The following is a 15,145-nucleotide window of genomic DNA, read 5'->3' on the forward strand; positions in this document are numbered from 1 at the left end:
GCATCAGTAGTCATATCAGTCGATTCCGCCCGTGAGGGTCGTCTGCTCAGCATAGTCGAGGTGTTTGACGAGCTGCGCGCGCAGCCGGGCACTTACCTCGGCAAATTCAATCGATCCTGCGTGATCGCTCAGCTGGGTCATGGCCAGCCCGGCGTAGCCGCAGGGATTAATCCGTCGAAACGGTTCCAGGTTCATATCCACGTTCAGGGCCAGGCCATGAAAGGAACAACCGTGGCGAATGCGCAAACCCAGAGAAGCGATTTTCGCTCCATCGACGTACACGCCGGGAGCATCTGGCTTGGCGGCGGCGCTAACGCCGTAGCTGGCCAGCAGTTCGATGAGGCAGGCTTCCATGCGACTGACCAGATCGCGCACGCCGAAACCCAGCTTGCGCACATCCAGTAACAGATAGGCCACCAGTTGCCCGGGGCCATGATAAGTCACTTGGCCGCCACGATCGACCTGCACCACCGGAATATCTCCCGGCAGCAACAGATGCTCGGCCTTGCCGGCCTGGCCCTGGGTGAACACCGGCGGGTGTTCGACGAGCCAGATCTCGTCGGCTGCAGCATTGCCGCGTTCGTTGGTAAAGCGCTGCATGGCATGCCAGACCGGCTCGTAAGCCATCTGGCCCAGCTCGCGAAAGCCCAGCGTGCCGTGCATCACAACACCATGTGCACGATGCCGGAAGCCCGCAGTTCGCTGTTGATGTTGTACAGCTGATCCTGGTCGGTGGCGACGATGTGCAACTGGATGGTGGTGTACTTGCCGTTGCTGCTTTGACGCTCGTCGATGCGCTCATCATTGATGGTCGCGTGTTTCAGGACGATCGCGATGATCTTGTCCTTGTTGCCAACACCCGTATCACTGATCACCTTGATCGGATAATCGGTCTGGGGAAATTCGATCTTTGGCGCCTTTACTTCGGTATCGGTCATGGCGTAACGGCCTCTATAGCGCAAGCCGTGGTAACGCACATGGCCCCGCACCGGATCGGGGCGGGGCCATGCAGGTCAACACAAAATCAGTTGAACAAGCCGTAGAAGAATAGACGGATGCTATCCCACATGCGGCGGAAGATACCACCCTCCTCGACGCCATCCAGAGCGATCAGGTCGGCGCTGTGCACCACCTTGTCTTCCAGTTTGACTTCGACTTTACCGATCACGTCGCCCTTGGCGATTGGCGCAACCAGTTGCGGGTTCATGGTCATGCTGGCAGCGAGCTTCTTCAGCTGGCCTTTTGGCAGAGTCATGGTCAGGTCTTGCGCCAGACCGGCCTTGACCTGGCTGGTGGTGCCTTTCCATACCGGCGCCTGCGCCAGTTCAGTGCCCTTCTGGTAGAAGGTCTGGGTTTCGAAGAAGCGGAAACCATAGGTCAGCAACTTCTGGGTTTCAGCGGCGCGAGCCACTTCGCTGTTGGTGCCGAACACCACGGCGATCAGGCGCTGGCCGTCACGTACCGCCGAGGACACCATGCAGTAGCCGGCTTCATCGGTGTGGCCGGTTTTCAGACCGTCAACGGTCTTGTCGCGCCACAGCAGCAGGTTGCGGTTAGGCTGCTTGATGCCGTTCCAGAAGAACTCTTTCTGCGAGTAGATCGCATAGTGAGCCGGGTCTTCGTGGATGATCGCACGGGCCAGGATCGCCATGTCGTGCGCCGACGAGTAGTGCTCAGGGTTTGGCAGACCGGTCGGGTTCATGAAGTGGGTATTGGTCATGCCCAGTTCGGTGACGGTCTTGTTCATCAGATCGGCGAACGCGTCTTCGCTGCCGGCGATGTGCTCGGCCAGGGCGACGCTGGCGTCGTTACCGGACTGGATGATGATGCCGTGCAGCAGGTCGCTGACAGTCACCTGCGAACCGACCTTGATGAACATCCGCGAACCGCCGGTGCGCCAGGCGTTTTCGCTGACGGTCACCGGATCGTTTTCACCGATCTGGCCGCGACGGATTTCCAGGGTCGCGATGTACGCGGTCATCAGCTTGGTCAGGCTGGCCGGTGGCAGACGCTGGTCGCCGTTGTTTTCGACCAGCACGTTGCCGCTGCTGGCGTCCATCAGAACATAGGCCTTGGCGGCCAGTTGTGGTGGCGACGGCATCATCTCGGCCGCGAAGGCGGCTGGCGAGAGGAGCAGCGGGACTAGCAGACACAGGCGTTTGGCAAAGGTGGTGATGTTCATCCGTCTCTCGAAATCGCTAATGGAAACTTGCCCGAAGGCAAAACTTATTCAGACAGCCTTCTAACGGGCCATCGCGTGTTCAGTTGCTCACTCCAGTCACCCTTGCCGGGCTTTTGTTCTTCGACGAGCCAACAACCTGGTTCACCCCCCGAATACCGCAAGTGAACCGTCAATCAAGGTCTACGTGTTACTCGGTGACCACGCTGGGCGAACCCAGATTGGCCAGACGCACACTGTTCTGCACCTGGGCGATCTCACCCGGCGAGCCGATCGGCCCCAGACGTACCCGGTGCAGGGTCTGCTGATTGCGCACGATCGAGCTGATGAACACCGGCGCGCTCACCATCCCGCTGAGCTTCGACCTCAGCAGTTCGGCAGCGTCCGGGTTGGCGAACGCGCCCACCTGCAGATACTGGCCAGACGCTGGTGCAGAAGCGTTTTTTTTGCATCGATCTGCACGGGCACCACGGCCGCGGCGTGTTGCTGCGGCGGCGGCGTCCATTGCTCGACGGTACCGGCCGACGCCGTGATCACTGGCGCGCTATTCTGCGCCACTTGCGGCTCGTTGAGCATCAGCGGCGCCGGACGGCCCTTGGCCGCCCACCACTGCTGCGGATCGATGCCTTCGACCTTGACCCGTGCGGTGCCGGTTTCGGCATAGCCGAGCTTCTTCGCCGCAGCATAAGACAAGTCGATGATGCGATCGGAGTAGAACGGCCCACGGTCGTTGACGCGCAGGATCACGGTCTTGTTGTTGTCCAGGTTGGTCACCCGGACGTAACTTGGCAGCGGCAAGGTCTTGTGCGCGGCACTCATGCCGTACAGGTCATACACTTCGCCGTTGGCGGTGTTCTGGCCATGGAACTTGGTGCCGTACCAGGACGCCGTGCCCGAAGCCACGTAGGTCTTGGATTCCTGCAACGGAAAATAGGTCTTGCCCAGCACGGTGTACGGGTTGGCCTTGTACGGGCCGGTGTGCAGGGTCGGTGTCGCATCCGGGATGCGCGAAACATCGACATCCCACCACGGCGCGCCGTCTTTGTGCGCGCGGTTGATGTCCAGGCCCGGTTGGGCGCGGACAGCGGTGGACGGGGTTTTCTGCGTCGGCGTACGGCTGGTCGTGCAACTGGCGACCAGGACTGCCAACGCAGCGAAAGCCACCAGCTTCAGGGGTTTATTGTTAGGCAATGCCTGCATTACTTGACGCCCCGTGCTTGTACCAGCTGTTCAGACAGTTGATGTACGGCCATGGCGTACATCACGCTGCGGTTATAACGCGTGATCGCGTAGAAATTCTGCAGGCCCATCCAGTATTCAGGGCCGTTGTCGCCTTCGAGGCGAAATGCGGTAACCGGCATATCATCGCGCAGCGCATCATGACTTGACCAGCCCAGCGCCCGCAACTCTGCGACCGTTTTCACCGGTTCGATACCAGTAGTCAGGCCTTCATCAACCTGCTCGCCGCGTACATCGGCACGGCTGACCACCGGTTCGCCGGCGACCCAGCCGTGACGCTTGAAGTAGCTGGCGACGCTGCCAATGGCATCGTCCGGGTTGTTCCAGATATTGATGTGGCCGTCACCGTCGAAATCCACCGCGTAGGCGCGAAAGCTGCTTGGCATGAACTGCGGCAGGCCCATGGCCCCGGCGTACGAGCCTTTCAGGGTCAGCGGATCGACCTGCTCTTCGCGGGCCAGCAGCAGGAACTCACGCAGTTCCTTGCGGAAAAATTCGGCACGGGGAGGATAGTCGAAGCCGAGGGTCGATAATGCGTCGATCACCCGAAAATTACCGGTATTACGTCCGAAAAAGGTCTCGACGCCGATGATCGACACGATCACTTGTGCCGGCACGCCGTATTCCTGTTCGGCACGGGCCAGGGTCGCCTCGTGCTGACGCCAGAAGTCGACACCACGGGCGATACGCGCGTCAGTAATGAACATCGGGCGATATTCATTCCACTGCTTGACCCGTTCGGCGGGTTTGGAGATGGCGTCGAGAATCGACTGCTTGCGTTGCGCCTCGCGGAACACACCCATCAGTTGTTCACCGGCGAAACCGTAGTCGCGGGTCATTTCGCCGACGAATTCGGCCACCTGCGGCGAGCCTTCATAGTCGCCGGCCAGCGCTTCCTGCACGCTCCCCAGCAGGCCCACCAGGCCAACCAGCGGCGCGCATCGAGTCGCCCAGCCACGCATTACTTGCATTGCACTCTTCACCTTATTCAAACCTGTGCGATCCACTTGCGATGGGTATGGATCGACATCAAAACCCCAAACGCTGACAGCAGCGTCACCAGCGAAGTTCCTCCGTAGCTAATGAACGGCAACGGCACCCCCACGACCGGTAACAGGCCACTGACCATACCGATGTTGACGAAAACGTAAACAAAAAAAGTCATGGTCAACGCGCCGGCGAGCAATTTGCCGAACAGCGTTTGCGCCTGAGCGGTGATCACCAGCCCGCGACCGATCAACAACAGATAGATCAGCAGCAGCGCGCAAATCCCCACCAGACCGAACTCTTCGCCAAGCACAGCAATGATGAAGTCGGTGTGGCTTTCCGGGAGAAAGTCCAGGTGTGACTGGGTGCCGAGCAGCCAGCCTTTGCCAAATACGCCACCGGAGCCGATCGCGGCTTTCGACTGGATGATGTTCCAGCCGGTGCCGAGCGGATCGCTTTCCGGGTCGAGGAAAGTCAGGACACGCTGCTTCTGATAGTCGTGCATGACGAAGAACCACATCGCCACCGACACCGGCACCGCCGCCGCCAATACGCTGAGAATCCAGCGCCAGCGCAGGCCGCCCATGAACAGGACGAAGGCGCCACCGGCAAGAATCAGCAACGAGGTACCGAGATCCGGCTGGCGCACGATCAGAATGAACGGCACGCCGATCAGCATCAGGCTGATGCCGACGTGCTTGAGCTGCGGCGGCAAGGTGCGTTTGGACAGATACCAGGCGATGGTCGCCGGCATCAGGATCTTCATGAATTCCGAGGGCTGGAAGCGGATCACCCCGGGGATGTTGATCCAGCGCGTGGCGCCCATGGCGTTGTGGCCCATGATGTCGACGACGATCAGCAATATCACGCCGATCACGTAACCGAGCGGCACCCAGCGCGCCATGAAACGCGGTTCGAACTGGGCGATGACGATCATCGCCACCAGACCAATGCCGAACGACGTGGCCTGCTTGCCGAGCAGGTCCCAGCTCTTGCCGCTGGCCGAATACAGCACGAACAGGCTGCCGGCGGCGAGGATCAGCAACAGGATCAACAGCGGGCCATCGATATGCAGTCTTTGCAGCAACGTCGCGCGGCGACGCATCACATCCTCGCTGGAGAGCATGCGATCGAAGTTATTCATCACGGGCCGGGGCCTCCGCAGTGATAGGGCTGGCGTACTCGGCTTTCAGGTGGCCGTCCTGGTCGAGCAACCAGGCGTCCATGACCTGGCGCACCACGGGCGCGGCAACGCCGGAACCAGACTCACCGTTCTCGACCATCACCGACACGACGATTTTCGGATCATCGGCCGGGGCGAAGCCGACAAACAACGCGTGGTCGCGGTGGCGTTCCTGGACCTTGGAGCGGTCGTATTTCTCGCCCTGCTTGATCGCCACCACCTGCGCGGTACCGGACTTGCCGGCGATGCGGTATTGCGCGCCGATCGCCGCTTTGCGCGCGGTACCACGGGCACCGTGCATCACCTGCTGCATGCCGTGGTTGACCTTGTTCCAGTCGGACGGGTCGCGCAGGATGATGTTCGGCATCGGGTTTTCATCCACCGGTTTGACCCCGTCGAGGGACTTGGCCAGATGCGGACGGTTCCAGATGCCCTTGTTAGCCACCAGCGCCGTGGCCTGGGCCAGTTGCAGCGGCGTCGACTGCATGTAGCCCTGGCCGATCCCGAGAATCAGGGTTTCGCCGGGGAACCACGCCTGTTTGCGCGTCGCCCGTTTCCATTCGCGGGACGGCATCAGGCCCGGGGACTCTTCGAACATGTCCAGCGAGACCTTCTGGCCGATGCCGAACTTGTTCATGTAGGTCGACAGCCGATCGATGCCGAGCTTGTGCGCCAGGTCATAGAAGTAGGTGTCGTTGGAACGCATGATCGCCGTGTCGAGGTCGACGAAGCCGTCACCAGTGCGATTCCAGTTGCGATACTTGTGGTCGTAGTTGGGCAGCATGTAATAGCCCGGGTCGAACACCCGGCTCGAAGCCGTGACTACGCCGGCGTCGAGACCGGCAATTGCCACCGCCGGTTTGATCGTCGAGCCCGGCGGATACAGACCACGCAGCACGCGGTTGAACAACGGCCGGTCGATGGAATCGCGCAACTCGGCGTAGGCTTTGAAGCTGATGCCGGTGACGAACAGGTTGGGGTCGAAACTCGGCTGACTGACCATCGCCAGCACTTCGCCGGTTTTCGGATCGAGCGCCACCACCGCGCCACGTCGCCCGCCCAGCGCGGCCTCGGCGGCTTCCTGCAACTTGATGTCGAGGCTCAGGACGATGTCCTTGCCGGGAATCGGATCGGTGCGCTTGAGCACGCGCAATACGCGGCCACGGGCGTTGGTCTCGACTTCCTCGTAACCGACCTGACCGTGCAATTCCGGCTCGTAGAAACGCTCGATGCCGGTCTTGCCGATGTGGTGGGTGCCGCTGTAGTTGACCGGATCCAGCGACTTCAGCTCTTTCTCGTTGATCCGCCCCATGTAGCCCACCGAATGCGCAAAATGCGCGCCCTGCGGGTAATGCCGGACCAGTTGCGCGACCACTTCCACCCCGGGCAGGCGGAACTGGTTCACCGCAATGCGGGCGATCTGCTCTTCGGTCAGCTCGAACAGGATCGGCACCGGCTCGAACGGCCGACGGCCCTGACGCATGCGTTTCTCGAAGATCACCCGGTCCTCGGGCGTCAGCTCCAGCACCTCGACGATGACGTCGAGCACCTGTTGCCAGTCGCCGGAGCGCTCGCGGGTCATGCTCAGGCTGAAGCTCGGCCGGTTGTCGGCCACGACCACGCCGTTGCGATCGAAAATCAGCCCGCGCGTCGGCGGAATCGGCTGCACGTGGACGCGGTTGTTTTCCGACAGGGTCGAGTGGTACTCGTACTGGATCACCTGCAGGTAATACAGACGCGCGATCAGCACACAGATCAGCGCCACGATCACGATCGCACCGAACACGACACGGCTGCGCACCAGACGGGCGTCCTTTTCGTGGTCCTTGATGCGGATCGGCTGAGACATGAGGGCAGGCTTACTTGTGGTAAGGGTGGCCGGACAACACGGTCCAGGCACGGTACAACTGTTCGCCGATCAGGATCCGCACCAGCGGGTGCGGCAAGGTCAGCGGCGACAACGACCAGCGCTGGTCAGCGCGGGCACAGACTTCCGGTGCCAGCCCTTCCGGGCCGCCGACCATGAAGTTGACCGTGCGCGAATCCAGGCGCCAGCGATCGAGTTCGACCGCCAGTTGCTCGGTGCTCCACGGCTTGCCGTGAACCTCCAGCGTGACGATCCGCTCGTTGTGCCCGACCTTGGCCAGCATGGCTTCGCCTTCCTGGCGGATGAAACGGGCCACGTCGGCATTCTTGCCACGGGTGTTGAGCGGAATTTCCACCAGTTCCAGCGCCAGTTCGGACGGAAGACGCTTGGCATATTCATGCCAGCCTTCTTCCACCCACTTGGGCATGCGTGAACCGACGGCGATCAGGCGCAGTCGCACAGCAATCCCTTAGAACTGGTCTTTGTTGAGCTTGGTGAAATGCTCGTGGGTGTTTTCCGGGCTGTGGTGCTTGGCATCGGCCGCACGGCTTTGCTCGGCACCGGCCCACAGGCGCTCCAGGTCGTAGAACTGACGCGCCGAGGCAGTCATCATGTGCACGATCACCAGATCGAGGTCGAGCAGTACCCAGTCGCTGTCGCCCTTGCCTTCTTCGCCCAGCGGCTTGGCGCCCTGCTTTTTCACTTCCTCACGGACCTTGTCCAGCATCGCGTTGATCTGGCGATTGGAGGTACCGGTGGCGATGATCATGTAGTCAGTGATGCTCTGCTTGTCGCGCACATCGATGATCTGGATGTCCTGGGCCTTGACGTCTTCCAGCGCAGCGACGGCAATCTTGACCAGTTCGTCGCCCTTGAGCGGCTCGTTGGTGTTGACGGCTTCCGGCAGTGGTGCGCTCTTGAACGTGCCTTTGCGCTTTACTTTCGGTAGATCTTTATCAGTCATATGTAACTCGTTTTGCTCATGTATTCGGCGGCTTGGGGATACGGTGATCCGTATCGGTGAAGCGCGCCTTGTTCAGTTCGACGCACGGTACAGACCGTGCGCATCGATGTAGGCCAGGACCGCGTCGGGCACCAGGAAACGTACCGACTTACCGCTGGCCAGCAGTTGACGGATCTGGGTGGCGGAAACCGCGAGCGGTGTCTGCCAGACGAATGCAATCTGTCCGCTCGGCCCTTTCAGGGCCAGCGGGTCGCTCACCGAACGCGCTGCCAGCAGGTTGCGCAAGGCATCCGGCGGTTCGCTGTCGGCGTCCGGGCGCTGTAGCACCAGGATGTGGCAATGCTGGAGCAACTCTTCCCAGCGGTGCCAAGTGGGCAGGCCGCAAAATGCGTCCCAGCCCAAAAGCAGAAAAACCTGGGTCTCGGCGGGCATCTCTGCGCGCAGCGACTCCAGGGTATCGATGGTCCAGGACGGTTTGTCCCGCTGCAATTCGCGGGCGTCCACCACCAGCGGCGGCAATCCGGCCACCGCGCACTCGACCATCGCCAGCCGATCCTGCGCCGACACCTGGGGTGTACCGCGATGTGGCGGCCGCGCGTTCGGCATCAGGCGCAACTCATCCAGCGCCAGCGCTTCGACAACTTCCAGCGCGCCACGCAAATGACCGATGTGCACCGGGTCGAACGTACCGCCCAGCACGCCAATGCGTTGCGGGCGCGACTCGCTGCCGGTGTGCGGCGCTGTCAGGTCGAGGTCGGTCAAGTCAGACCGTCGCCTGGCCGCGCAACTGGCCATCGCCGACCACGATGTACTTCTCGCAGGTCAGCCCCTCGAGCCCTACCGGGCCGCGGGCGTGCAGCTTATCAGTAGAAATGCCGATCTCGGCACCCAATCCGTATTCAAATCCGTCGGCAAAGCAGGTCGGCGTGTTGATCATCACCGAGGCCGAGTCGACTTCCGCCACGAACCGGCGGGTGTCGGCGAGGTTTTCGCTGACGATCGAGTCGGTGTGATGGGAGCCATAATGGTTGATGTGTTCGATCGCCTGCTCCAGACCGTCGACCACGCGGATCGACAGAATCGGCGCCAGGTACTCGGTGTGCCAGTCGTCTTCGCAGGCCGCGACCGCTTCGATGATCGCCCGGGTACGCTCGCAACCACGCAGTTCGACGCCTTTGTCGCGGAACTGCGCGGCCATCGAAGGCAGGAAATCCCTGGCAACAGCCTGATCGACCAGCAGGGTTTCCATCGCGCCGCAGATGCCATAACGGTAGGTCTTGGCGTTGAAGGCGATGCTTTGGGCTTTGGCCAGATCGGCATGTTCACTGACGTAAACGTGGCAGATGCCGTCCAGGTGCTTGATCACCGGTACGCGAGCATCGCGGCTGATGCGTTCGATCAGGCCACGACCGCCACGGGGCACGATGACGTCGACGTATTCCGGCATGCTGATCAGCGCGCCGACGGCGGCACGGTCGGTGGTTTCGACCACTTGCACCACGGCGGCGGGCAGTTCGGCCTCGGCCAGACCGCGCTGAATGCACGCGGCAATCGCGCGATTGGAATGAATTGCCTCGGAGCCACCGCGCAGGATGGTCGCGTTGCCGGACTTCAGGCACAGACTGGCGGCATCGATGGTCACGTTCGGACGGGATTCGTAGATGATCCCGATCACGCCCAGCGGTACACGCATCTTGCCGACCTGAATACCCGACGGACGGAAGCTCATGTCGCGGATCGCACCGACCGGATCCGCCAGTGCAGCAACCTGACGCAAGCCGACGATCATGCCGTCGATGCGTGCCGGGGTCAGTTCCAGACGCTCCAGCAGCGCCGGCTCCAGACCGTTGGCGCGACCGGCAGCCAGATCCAGCTCATTGGCGGCGGCCAGCTCGGCGCGCGCAGCGTCCAGAGCATTGGCGGCAGCCTGCAAGGCGCGGTTTTTCTGCGCGGTGCTGGCGCGACCGATGACCTTGGAGGCAGCGCGGGCGGCGCGACCCAATCGGGTCATGTAGTCAAGAACGGACTCAGTCATGGTCTGCTGGGGTCTTGGCAAAGAGGAAAGCGGCAGATTATAGCTGTCGCGTCCCGGGACTAACAGCGGTGACGGGCGGATGGTCGAAATGAGCTGCGTTTGCCCGTCGTTCAGACGTAATTAAGCTCAGCGTTGTTATCATCACGACCTCTTGAGCCTGGATCAACCTTGCCCATCATGACCAACGTGCCCCTTTGCCCCGAGTCCGCGCGCCTGCCCGTGGGCCTGCCGGACAGTTTTTTCGACCGCGACGCCCAGGTGCTGGCGCAGGCGCTACTCGGCAAAGTCATCCGCCATCGCGTCGGCGATCTGTGGCTGAGTGCGCGAATCATCGAAACCGAAGCCTATTACTGCGCGGAAAAAGGCAGCCACGCCTCGCTCGGCTATACAGAAAAGCGTAAGGCTTTGTTTCTGGATGGCGGCCACATCTATATGTACTACGCACGCGGCGGTGATTCGCTGAACTTCAGTGCGCAGGGGCCGGGCAACGCCGTGCTGATCAAATCTGCCTATCCGTGGGTCGATGAAGTGAGCGGTCCGGCGAGTCTGGCGCAGATGCTGCTGAACAATCCCGATGCCCAGGGCCGACCGCGTCCGACACAGAAGCTCTGCGCCGGACAGACCCTGCTGTGCAAGGCGCTGGGTTTGAAAGTGCCGATGTGGGACGCCAAGCGTTTCGATCATGAACTGTTGCTGGTCGAGGACCCGGGACCGCCACCCGCGCAGATCATTCAAACCACTCGGCTGGGCATCCCGCTGGGCCGTGATGAACACTTGATGTATCGCTTCGTTGACGCTGCGTATGCGCAATGGTGCACGCGGAACCCGCTGCGACGGGGTCAGGTCGAAGGCCGGGATTATTGCCTGCTTCCCGGCGCTGAAGCCGAATCCGCAAATAAATGATGTCCCCCTGTGGGAGCGAGCCTGCTCGCGAAGGGGTCGTGCCAGCCAACGCTTCTATCGTCTGACACAGCGTATTCGCGAGCAGGCTCGCTCCCACAGGTCAGCAGTCAACCGCGTAACAATTACTTAAAGAATGAATGGAGTTTTTCTGTATGGGCCCATGGCTCGATAGCATCACTGGATGGCTCGGCGCCAATCCGCAGTGGTTGGCCGCAGCGGTGTTCATCGTTGCGTGCGTGGAATGTCTGGCGATCGCCGGGCTGATCGTGCCGGGCACGGTGCTGTTGTTCGGCGTGGCGGTACTGGCCGGCAGTGGCGCGCTGTCATTGAGCGAAACGCTGCTGCTGGGCTTTCTTGGCGGCATCCTCGGCGACTTGATTTCGTACTTCCTGGGGCGGCATTTCCATCAGAACATCCGCCGCTTGCCGGGCCTGCGCCATCACCCGGAATGGATGGCCGGCGCCGAGTCGTACTTCCAGCGCTATGGCATCGCCAGCTTGCTGGTCGGGCGTTTCATCGGCCCGCTACGACCAATGCTGCCGATGGTCGCCGGGATGTGCGACATGCCCTTCCCGCGTTTTTTCGCCGTCAGCCTGCTGGCCGCTGCTGGCTGGAGCCTGGCTTATCTGTTGCCGGGCTGGGCCACGGGCGCGGCGTTCCGCCTGCCATTGCCTGAAGGTTTCTGGCTGGAGGCCGGGATCGTGGCTGCCAGCATCGCGGTAATGGTCGGCCTGAGCGTCAACAGCAGCGTGCGCCGCCATCGTCGCGCGACGATCTGGATCGGCGGCATGAGCCTGCTGATCCTGATCGGTCTGTTCATCGGCTATCCATACCTCACCGCGCTCGACAACGGCGTGATGACCCTGGTGCAGGAGCACCGCCAGCCAGCGCTGGACGAAATCGCCGTGACGCTGACCCTGATCGGCGAATTCCGCAACATGCTGCTGTTCAGTGCACTGCTCGTCATTCTGCTGGTGCTGTGCAAGCAGTGGCGCCAGGCAATGTTCGCGGGCGCCACCATGTTGGTCACCGCAATGGCCAATACCGGAACCAAGTATTTTTTCGCCCGGGTGCGCCCGGAAGTGCTCAGCGATCCATTGACCACCTACAGCATGCCCAGCGGCCACGCTTCTGGCGCATTCGCCCTGTTCCTGACGCTGGGCGTGCTGGCCGGACGCGGTCAGCCGCCGCGCATGCGCCTGACCTGGCTGCTGATTGCCTGCATCCCGGCACTCTCTATCGCCCTGTCGCGGGTGTATCTGGGCGCGCACTGGCCAACCGACATATTGGCCGGGGCGATGCTCGCCAGTTGCGTGTGTGCTGCAATGCTGTGGTTGAGCCAACGGCAGGCGTCCCTTAATGCGATGCCGTTCAAGATCTGGTGGCTGATCCTGCCATCGATGGTTGCTCTGTTCGGCTTCTTCGTACTGCGCCACTTGCCACATACATTGTTGCGTTACGCCTACTAAACCAGACAACTCACAAGCCAGATTTTTTATACGCCGCTCTTTCGGAATATTCCGACAAGAGCGGCGTTGATAACCTACGCAAACTTCCCCTCCTGCGGTTAACTTTCCTGGTTATAAAACCGACGTTTCCGCATTCCCAATCGACGCCAAACTAGCGTTACATAGTCCAGCCGGAACACGGTGGCGAAGTATTTCGCGCAACAGAAAATCCGTGAGTTCAATCCGCCCGGCTTGAGCACTTGCCAACAATCAATATTTATCCGGACCCGGCATTGAAGTTCTGCCGAGGCATTTATCAATTCATTCTTTGTCGAGTTATTCATGAGTCCAAAGATACCCCGCAAGACGCCTGTTACAACGCCGCATCAAACTGATCCGCACGCACCGGCACCACATCGCCCCTTGATCGATGCCAGCGCCGTTGAAATATCGAGAAGGACCGGTAGTCACGATCAGACGCTGCCCCCAACAACTTCCGGCAGCCCCCTCGCCGATGCAAACCCGAGACTTCCGGCGATCGAAATCTTCCAGTTACCGGCACATGGCGCTTATCGTTCTGAACATTCCACTTCAATAACCGATTACTGGTTGTCAGAGGCTTTTCTGCGTGGGATGAAGCCCGCTGACCCCGATGGATTTCGCTGGGTCGTTGGCAGAAAGTTCGTCGACGTCGAATATCAGGGCGCTTTGCAAACCACTCACGTCGGCGTGGATGAAACCGGCGCATGGCGCAGCAAGTTGCTGACCGAGCGCGTGCCCTCCGGACCGCTTTTGTATAAAAACGCAGACAGCCCCACCTGGCGCCTGACCGAACAACCCGCGCCGAAGCGAGCACGGCTCGCCCCCGCGACAACGCCCATCAATCAAAGCCGTTACAGTCCATCGGGGCGTTCGCCGGATGCTCAGGGTTACTACGAAATGCATCCGCTTTTTGCAGCGCGCACAGACGCCCCCCTGTTCGCCTTCAGGGATTCATTTGGCAATTTCATTCCGGTAGATCCTCCGTCGGGCGGATTCGCGGCGTCGCCGACCCACCTCAAACAGTGGACCGATCATGAGATCTGGCAGCTATATGGCTTGCAGGGCCAGGACATCGCGCGCTTTCGTGTCGAAGCTCAGGCCAGCGGCATGCCGCCACAGTGGGCACATCCCACAACCACCGGAAATCCGCTGACCGATCTGCTGCGCGACTCACTGCGCTGGCTGCATCCGCAGATGAGCCGTGCAGAGCGCGAAGCCTTTCTGCAATCGTTCAATCTGCTGCCCAGGCAATTGACCCGCTTGCAGCAGGAGATGAGCGACCATCTGGCGATTCCAGCCTGGGCACTGGCGCACAAGCGCCTGTTGGATGACATCACCCACCCGCAACGCTTTGAGCAATTGGCCACAGATGCGGTCGAGCAGCTCAACCTCAAGCACAATGCCCGCCACGACTGGTACGACGCCGAACAAGGCCTGACCCCCGAAGTCCGCGAGGCGCTGTTGAAACAGCTCGGTTACCTGCGTAACAAGCACAATTGCCTGTATCGCACGGACGTCCCGGCGCTGTTTCGCGGTGACGAGCGCACGCCGTTCGAGCTGGCGAATGACGGCACCATGCTGCCCCGCTACCACCACAAACCCGGCGCCACCACGCACAAGCCGATCAGCGCGACGTTCAGTCTCGAGCAGGGCCAGATGTATGCCAGCGCCCCCGATCCCGCATACCTGCGTTTCAACAGCCAGACCCATAAATATCCGGGACGCGACGCGGGTGACAGCAGCTCAGACAGCGGCGCAAGCGACGCCGATGATTCAAGCAGTTCCTCATCCGACTGGTCTGATCCTGAGAGTCCCGTCGCCTGGGATCACGAGCGGGGTTATCGGTCCTCACGCACGCGGCAGACAGAAATGTTCATGTACGCCCTCGACACGCGCAATCTGGAAGTCGTCCCGCACGAAGAGAACATGGCGTTCAATTCCGCTGCGCGTGAGAACCCGCCGACCTGGTTTCCCTCCGACGATTTCGAGGGGCTGATTTCAGTCACCCGCAGCGGAGTTCCAGCCGAGCGTATCTGGTTACTGAACACAGACCTGAGCAAAGGCGCCAGGATCGCAGACATCAAGGAACAGGCCGGCGCGGACGCTGAGCGTATCGAGGCGGCGACCCATGCCGGGCATGCCAACAAATTCCAATACGACCGACTGATCGACAAAGTGGAAGCGGCGGGACTGCCAATCCTCAAGCTGTCGGGCAATAAGAACGAGTTTGCATACGACATCGCCTGGCCCTGAACCGGGCACGCCCATACAACGCCGGAGAGGAGACCGGCCCCCTCA

General features: G+C 61.2%; 13 protein-coding genes and 1 pseudogene. 3 read left to right on the top strand and 11 right to left on the bottom strand.

The window, feature by feature from the left end:
* Positions 1-15: 15 nt before the first annotated feature.
* From lipB to AB4N85_RS18210, 11 genes and pseudogenes are all read right to left on the bottom strand, one after another.
* A complete protein-coding gene (lipB, locus tag AB4N85_RS18160) occupies positions 16-663 on the bottom strand; it encodes a lipoyl(octanoyl) transferase LipB (RefSeq protein ID WP_076564273.1) in 648 nt (215 codons plus the stop codon).
* Entirely contained in the window at positions 663-938 is a 276-nt protein-coding gene (locus AB4N85_RS18165) for a DUF493 domain-containing protein (protein ID WP_024014446.1), read from the bottom strand. Before AB4N85_RS18165 ends, lipB begins: the two co-directional genes overlap by 1 nt.
* Positions 939-1,024: 86 nt before the next feature.
* The gene (locus AB4N85_RS18170; RefSeq protein WP_016773028.1) at positions 1,025-2,182 is read right to left on the bottom strand and encodes a D-alanyl-D-alanine carboxypeptidase family protein; all 1,158 of its coding nucleotides are present in this window, start codon (positions 2,180-2,182) and stop codon (positions 1,025-1,027) included.
* A 187-nt stretch (positions 2,183-2,369) separates the two neighbouring features.
* A pseudogene (locus AB4N85_RS18175) lies at positions 2,370-3,379 on the bottom strand (septal ring lytic transglycosylase RlpA family protein).
* On the bottom strand, positions 3,379-4,389 hold the full coding sequence (mltB, locus tag AB4N85_RS18180) for a lytic murein transglycosylase B (protein WP_150638407.1): 1,011 nt from the start codon (positions 4,387-4,389) through the stop codon (positions 3,379-3,381). Before mltB ends, AB4N85_RS18175 begins: the two are co-directional and overlap by 1 nt.
* A 17-nt stretch (positions 4,390-4,406) precedes the next feature.
* Entirely contained in the window at positions 4,407-5,510 is a 1,104-nt protein-coding gene (gene rodA, locus AB4N85_RS18185; protein WP_050977864.1) for a rod shape-determining protein RodA, read from the bottom strand.
* 31 nt (positions 5,511-5,541) lie between these two features.
* A complete protein-coding gene (mrdA, locus tag AB4N85_RS18190) occupies positions 5,542-7,437 on the bottom strand; it encodes a penicillin-binding protein 2 (protein WP_041477721.1) in 1,896 nt (631 codons plus the stop codon).
* A gap of 10 nt (positions 7,438-7,447) precedes the next feature.
* Positions 7,448-7,915, bottom strand: coding sequence for a 23S rRNA (pseudouridine(1915)-N(3))-methyltransferase RlmH (rlmH, locus tag AB4N85_RS18195; RefSeq protein WP_011063671.1), 468 nt, complete (start codon positions 7,913-7,915; stop codon positions 7,448-7,450).
* Between the two features lie 9 nt (positions 7,916-7,924).
* A complete protein-coding gene (gene rsfS / locus AB4N85_RS18200) occupies positions 7,925-8,419 on the bottom strand; it encodes a ribosome silencing factor (RefSeq protein WP_016773024.1) in 495 nt (164 codons plus the stop codon).
* 72 nt (positions 8,420-8,491) lie between these two features.
* On the bottom strand, positions 8,492-9,214 hold the full coding sequence (gene nadD, locus AB4N85_RS18205) for a nicotinate-nucleotide adenylyltransferase (RefSeq protein ID WP_024014451.1): 723 nt from the start codon (positions 9,212-9,214) through the stop codon (positions 8,492-8,494).
* Positions 9,183-10,454: a glutamate-5-semialdehyde dehydrogenase gene (locus tag AB4N85_RS18210; protein ID WP_056790655.1), complete on the bottom strand. Its 1,272-nt coding sequence runs from the start codon at positions 10,452-10,454 to the stop codon at positions 9,183-9,185. Before AB4N85_RS18210 ends, nadD begins: the two co-directional genes overlap by 32 nt.
* A gap of 177 nt (positions 10,455-10,631) precedes the next feature.
* Between AB4N85_RS18210 and AB4N85_RS18215 the strand changes: the two genes are divergently transcribed.
* The 3 genes from AB4N85_RS18215 to AB4N85_RS18225 all read left to right on the top strand — a co-directional run bounded on the left by AB4N85_RS18215 (position 10,632) and on the right by AB4N85_RS18225 (position 15,100).
* Positions 10,632-11,357, top strand: coding sequence for a DNA-3-methyladenine glycosylase (locus AB4N85_RS18215; RefSeq protein ID WP_076564277.1), 726 nt, complete (start codon positions 10,632-10,634; stop codon positions 11,355-11,357).
* 152 nt (positions 11,358-11,509) lie between these two features.
* On the top strand, positions 11,510-12,826 hold the full coding sequence (locus AB4N85_RS18220; RefSeq protein ID WP_041477718.1) for a bifunctional DedA family/phosphatase PAP2 family protein: 1,317 nt from the start codon (positions 11,510-11,512) through the stop codon (positions 12,824-12,826).
* Positions 12,827-13,147: 321 nt separating this feature from the next.
* Positions 13,148-15,100, top strand: a complete 1,953-nt coding sequence (locus tag AB4N85_RS18225) for a hypothetical protein (protein ID WP_460065346.1) — start codon at positions 13,148-13,150, stop codon at positions 15,098-15,100.
* The last annotated feature ends 45 nt before the right edge of the window (positions 15,101-15,145 follow it).

The organism is Pseudomonas sp. H1_G08 (genome assembly GCF_054681355.1).

Coding starts and splice junctions, on each gene's coding strand:
- AB4N85_RS18210 (WP_056790655.1), bottom strand. CDS start 10,454: ATGACTGAGTCCGTTCTTGACTACATGACCCGATTGGGTCGCGCCGCC.
- rodA (WP_050977864.1), bottom strand. CDS start 5,510: ATGCGTCGCCGCGCGACGTTGCTGCAAAGACTGCATATCGATGGCCCG.
- AB4N85_RS18165 (WP_024014446.1), bottom strand. CDS start 938: ATGACCGATACCGAAGTAAAGGCGCCAAAGATCGAATTTCCCCAGACC.
- nadD (WP_024014451.1), bottom strand. CDS start 9,214: ATGGCCAGTTGCGCGGCCAGGCGACGGTCTGACTTGACCGACCTCGAC.
- mrdA (WP_041477721.1), bottom strand. CDS start 7,437: ATGTCTCAGCCGATCCGCATCAAGGACCACGAAAAGGACGCCCGTCTG.
- mltB (WP_150638407.1), bottom strand. CDS start 4,389: ATGCAAGTAATGCGTGGCTGGGCGACTCGATGCGCGCCGCTGGTTGGC.
- rsfS (WP_016773024.1), bottom strand. CDS start 8,419: ATGACTGATAAAGATCTACCGAAAGTAAAGCGCAAAGGCACGTTCAAG.
- AB4N85_RS18170 (WP_016773028.1), bottom strand. CDS start 2,182: ATGAACATCACCACCTTTGCCAAACGCCTGTGTCTGCTAGTCCCGCTG.
- AB4N85_RS18215 (WP_076564277.1), top strand. CDS start 10,632: ATGACCAACGTGCCCCTTTGCCCCGAGTCCGCGCGCCTGCCCGTGGGC.
- AB4N85_RS18225 (WP_460065346.1), top strand. CDS start 13,148: ATGAGTCCAAAGATACCCCGCAAGACGCCTGTTACAACGCCGCATCAA.
- lipB (WP_076564273.1), bottom strand. CDS start 663: ATGCACGGCACGCTGGGCTTTCGCGAGCTGGGCCAGATGGCTTACGAG.
- AB4N85_RS18220 (WP_041477718.1), top strand. CDS start 11,510: ATGGGCCCATGGCTCGATAGCATCACTGGATGGCTCGGCGCCAATCCG.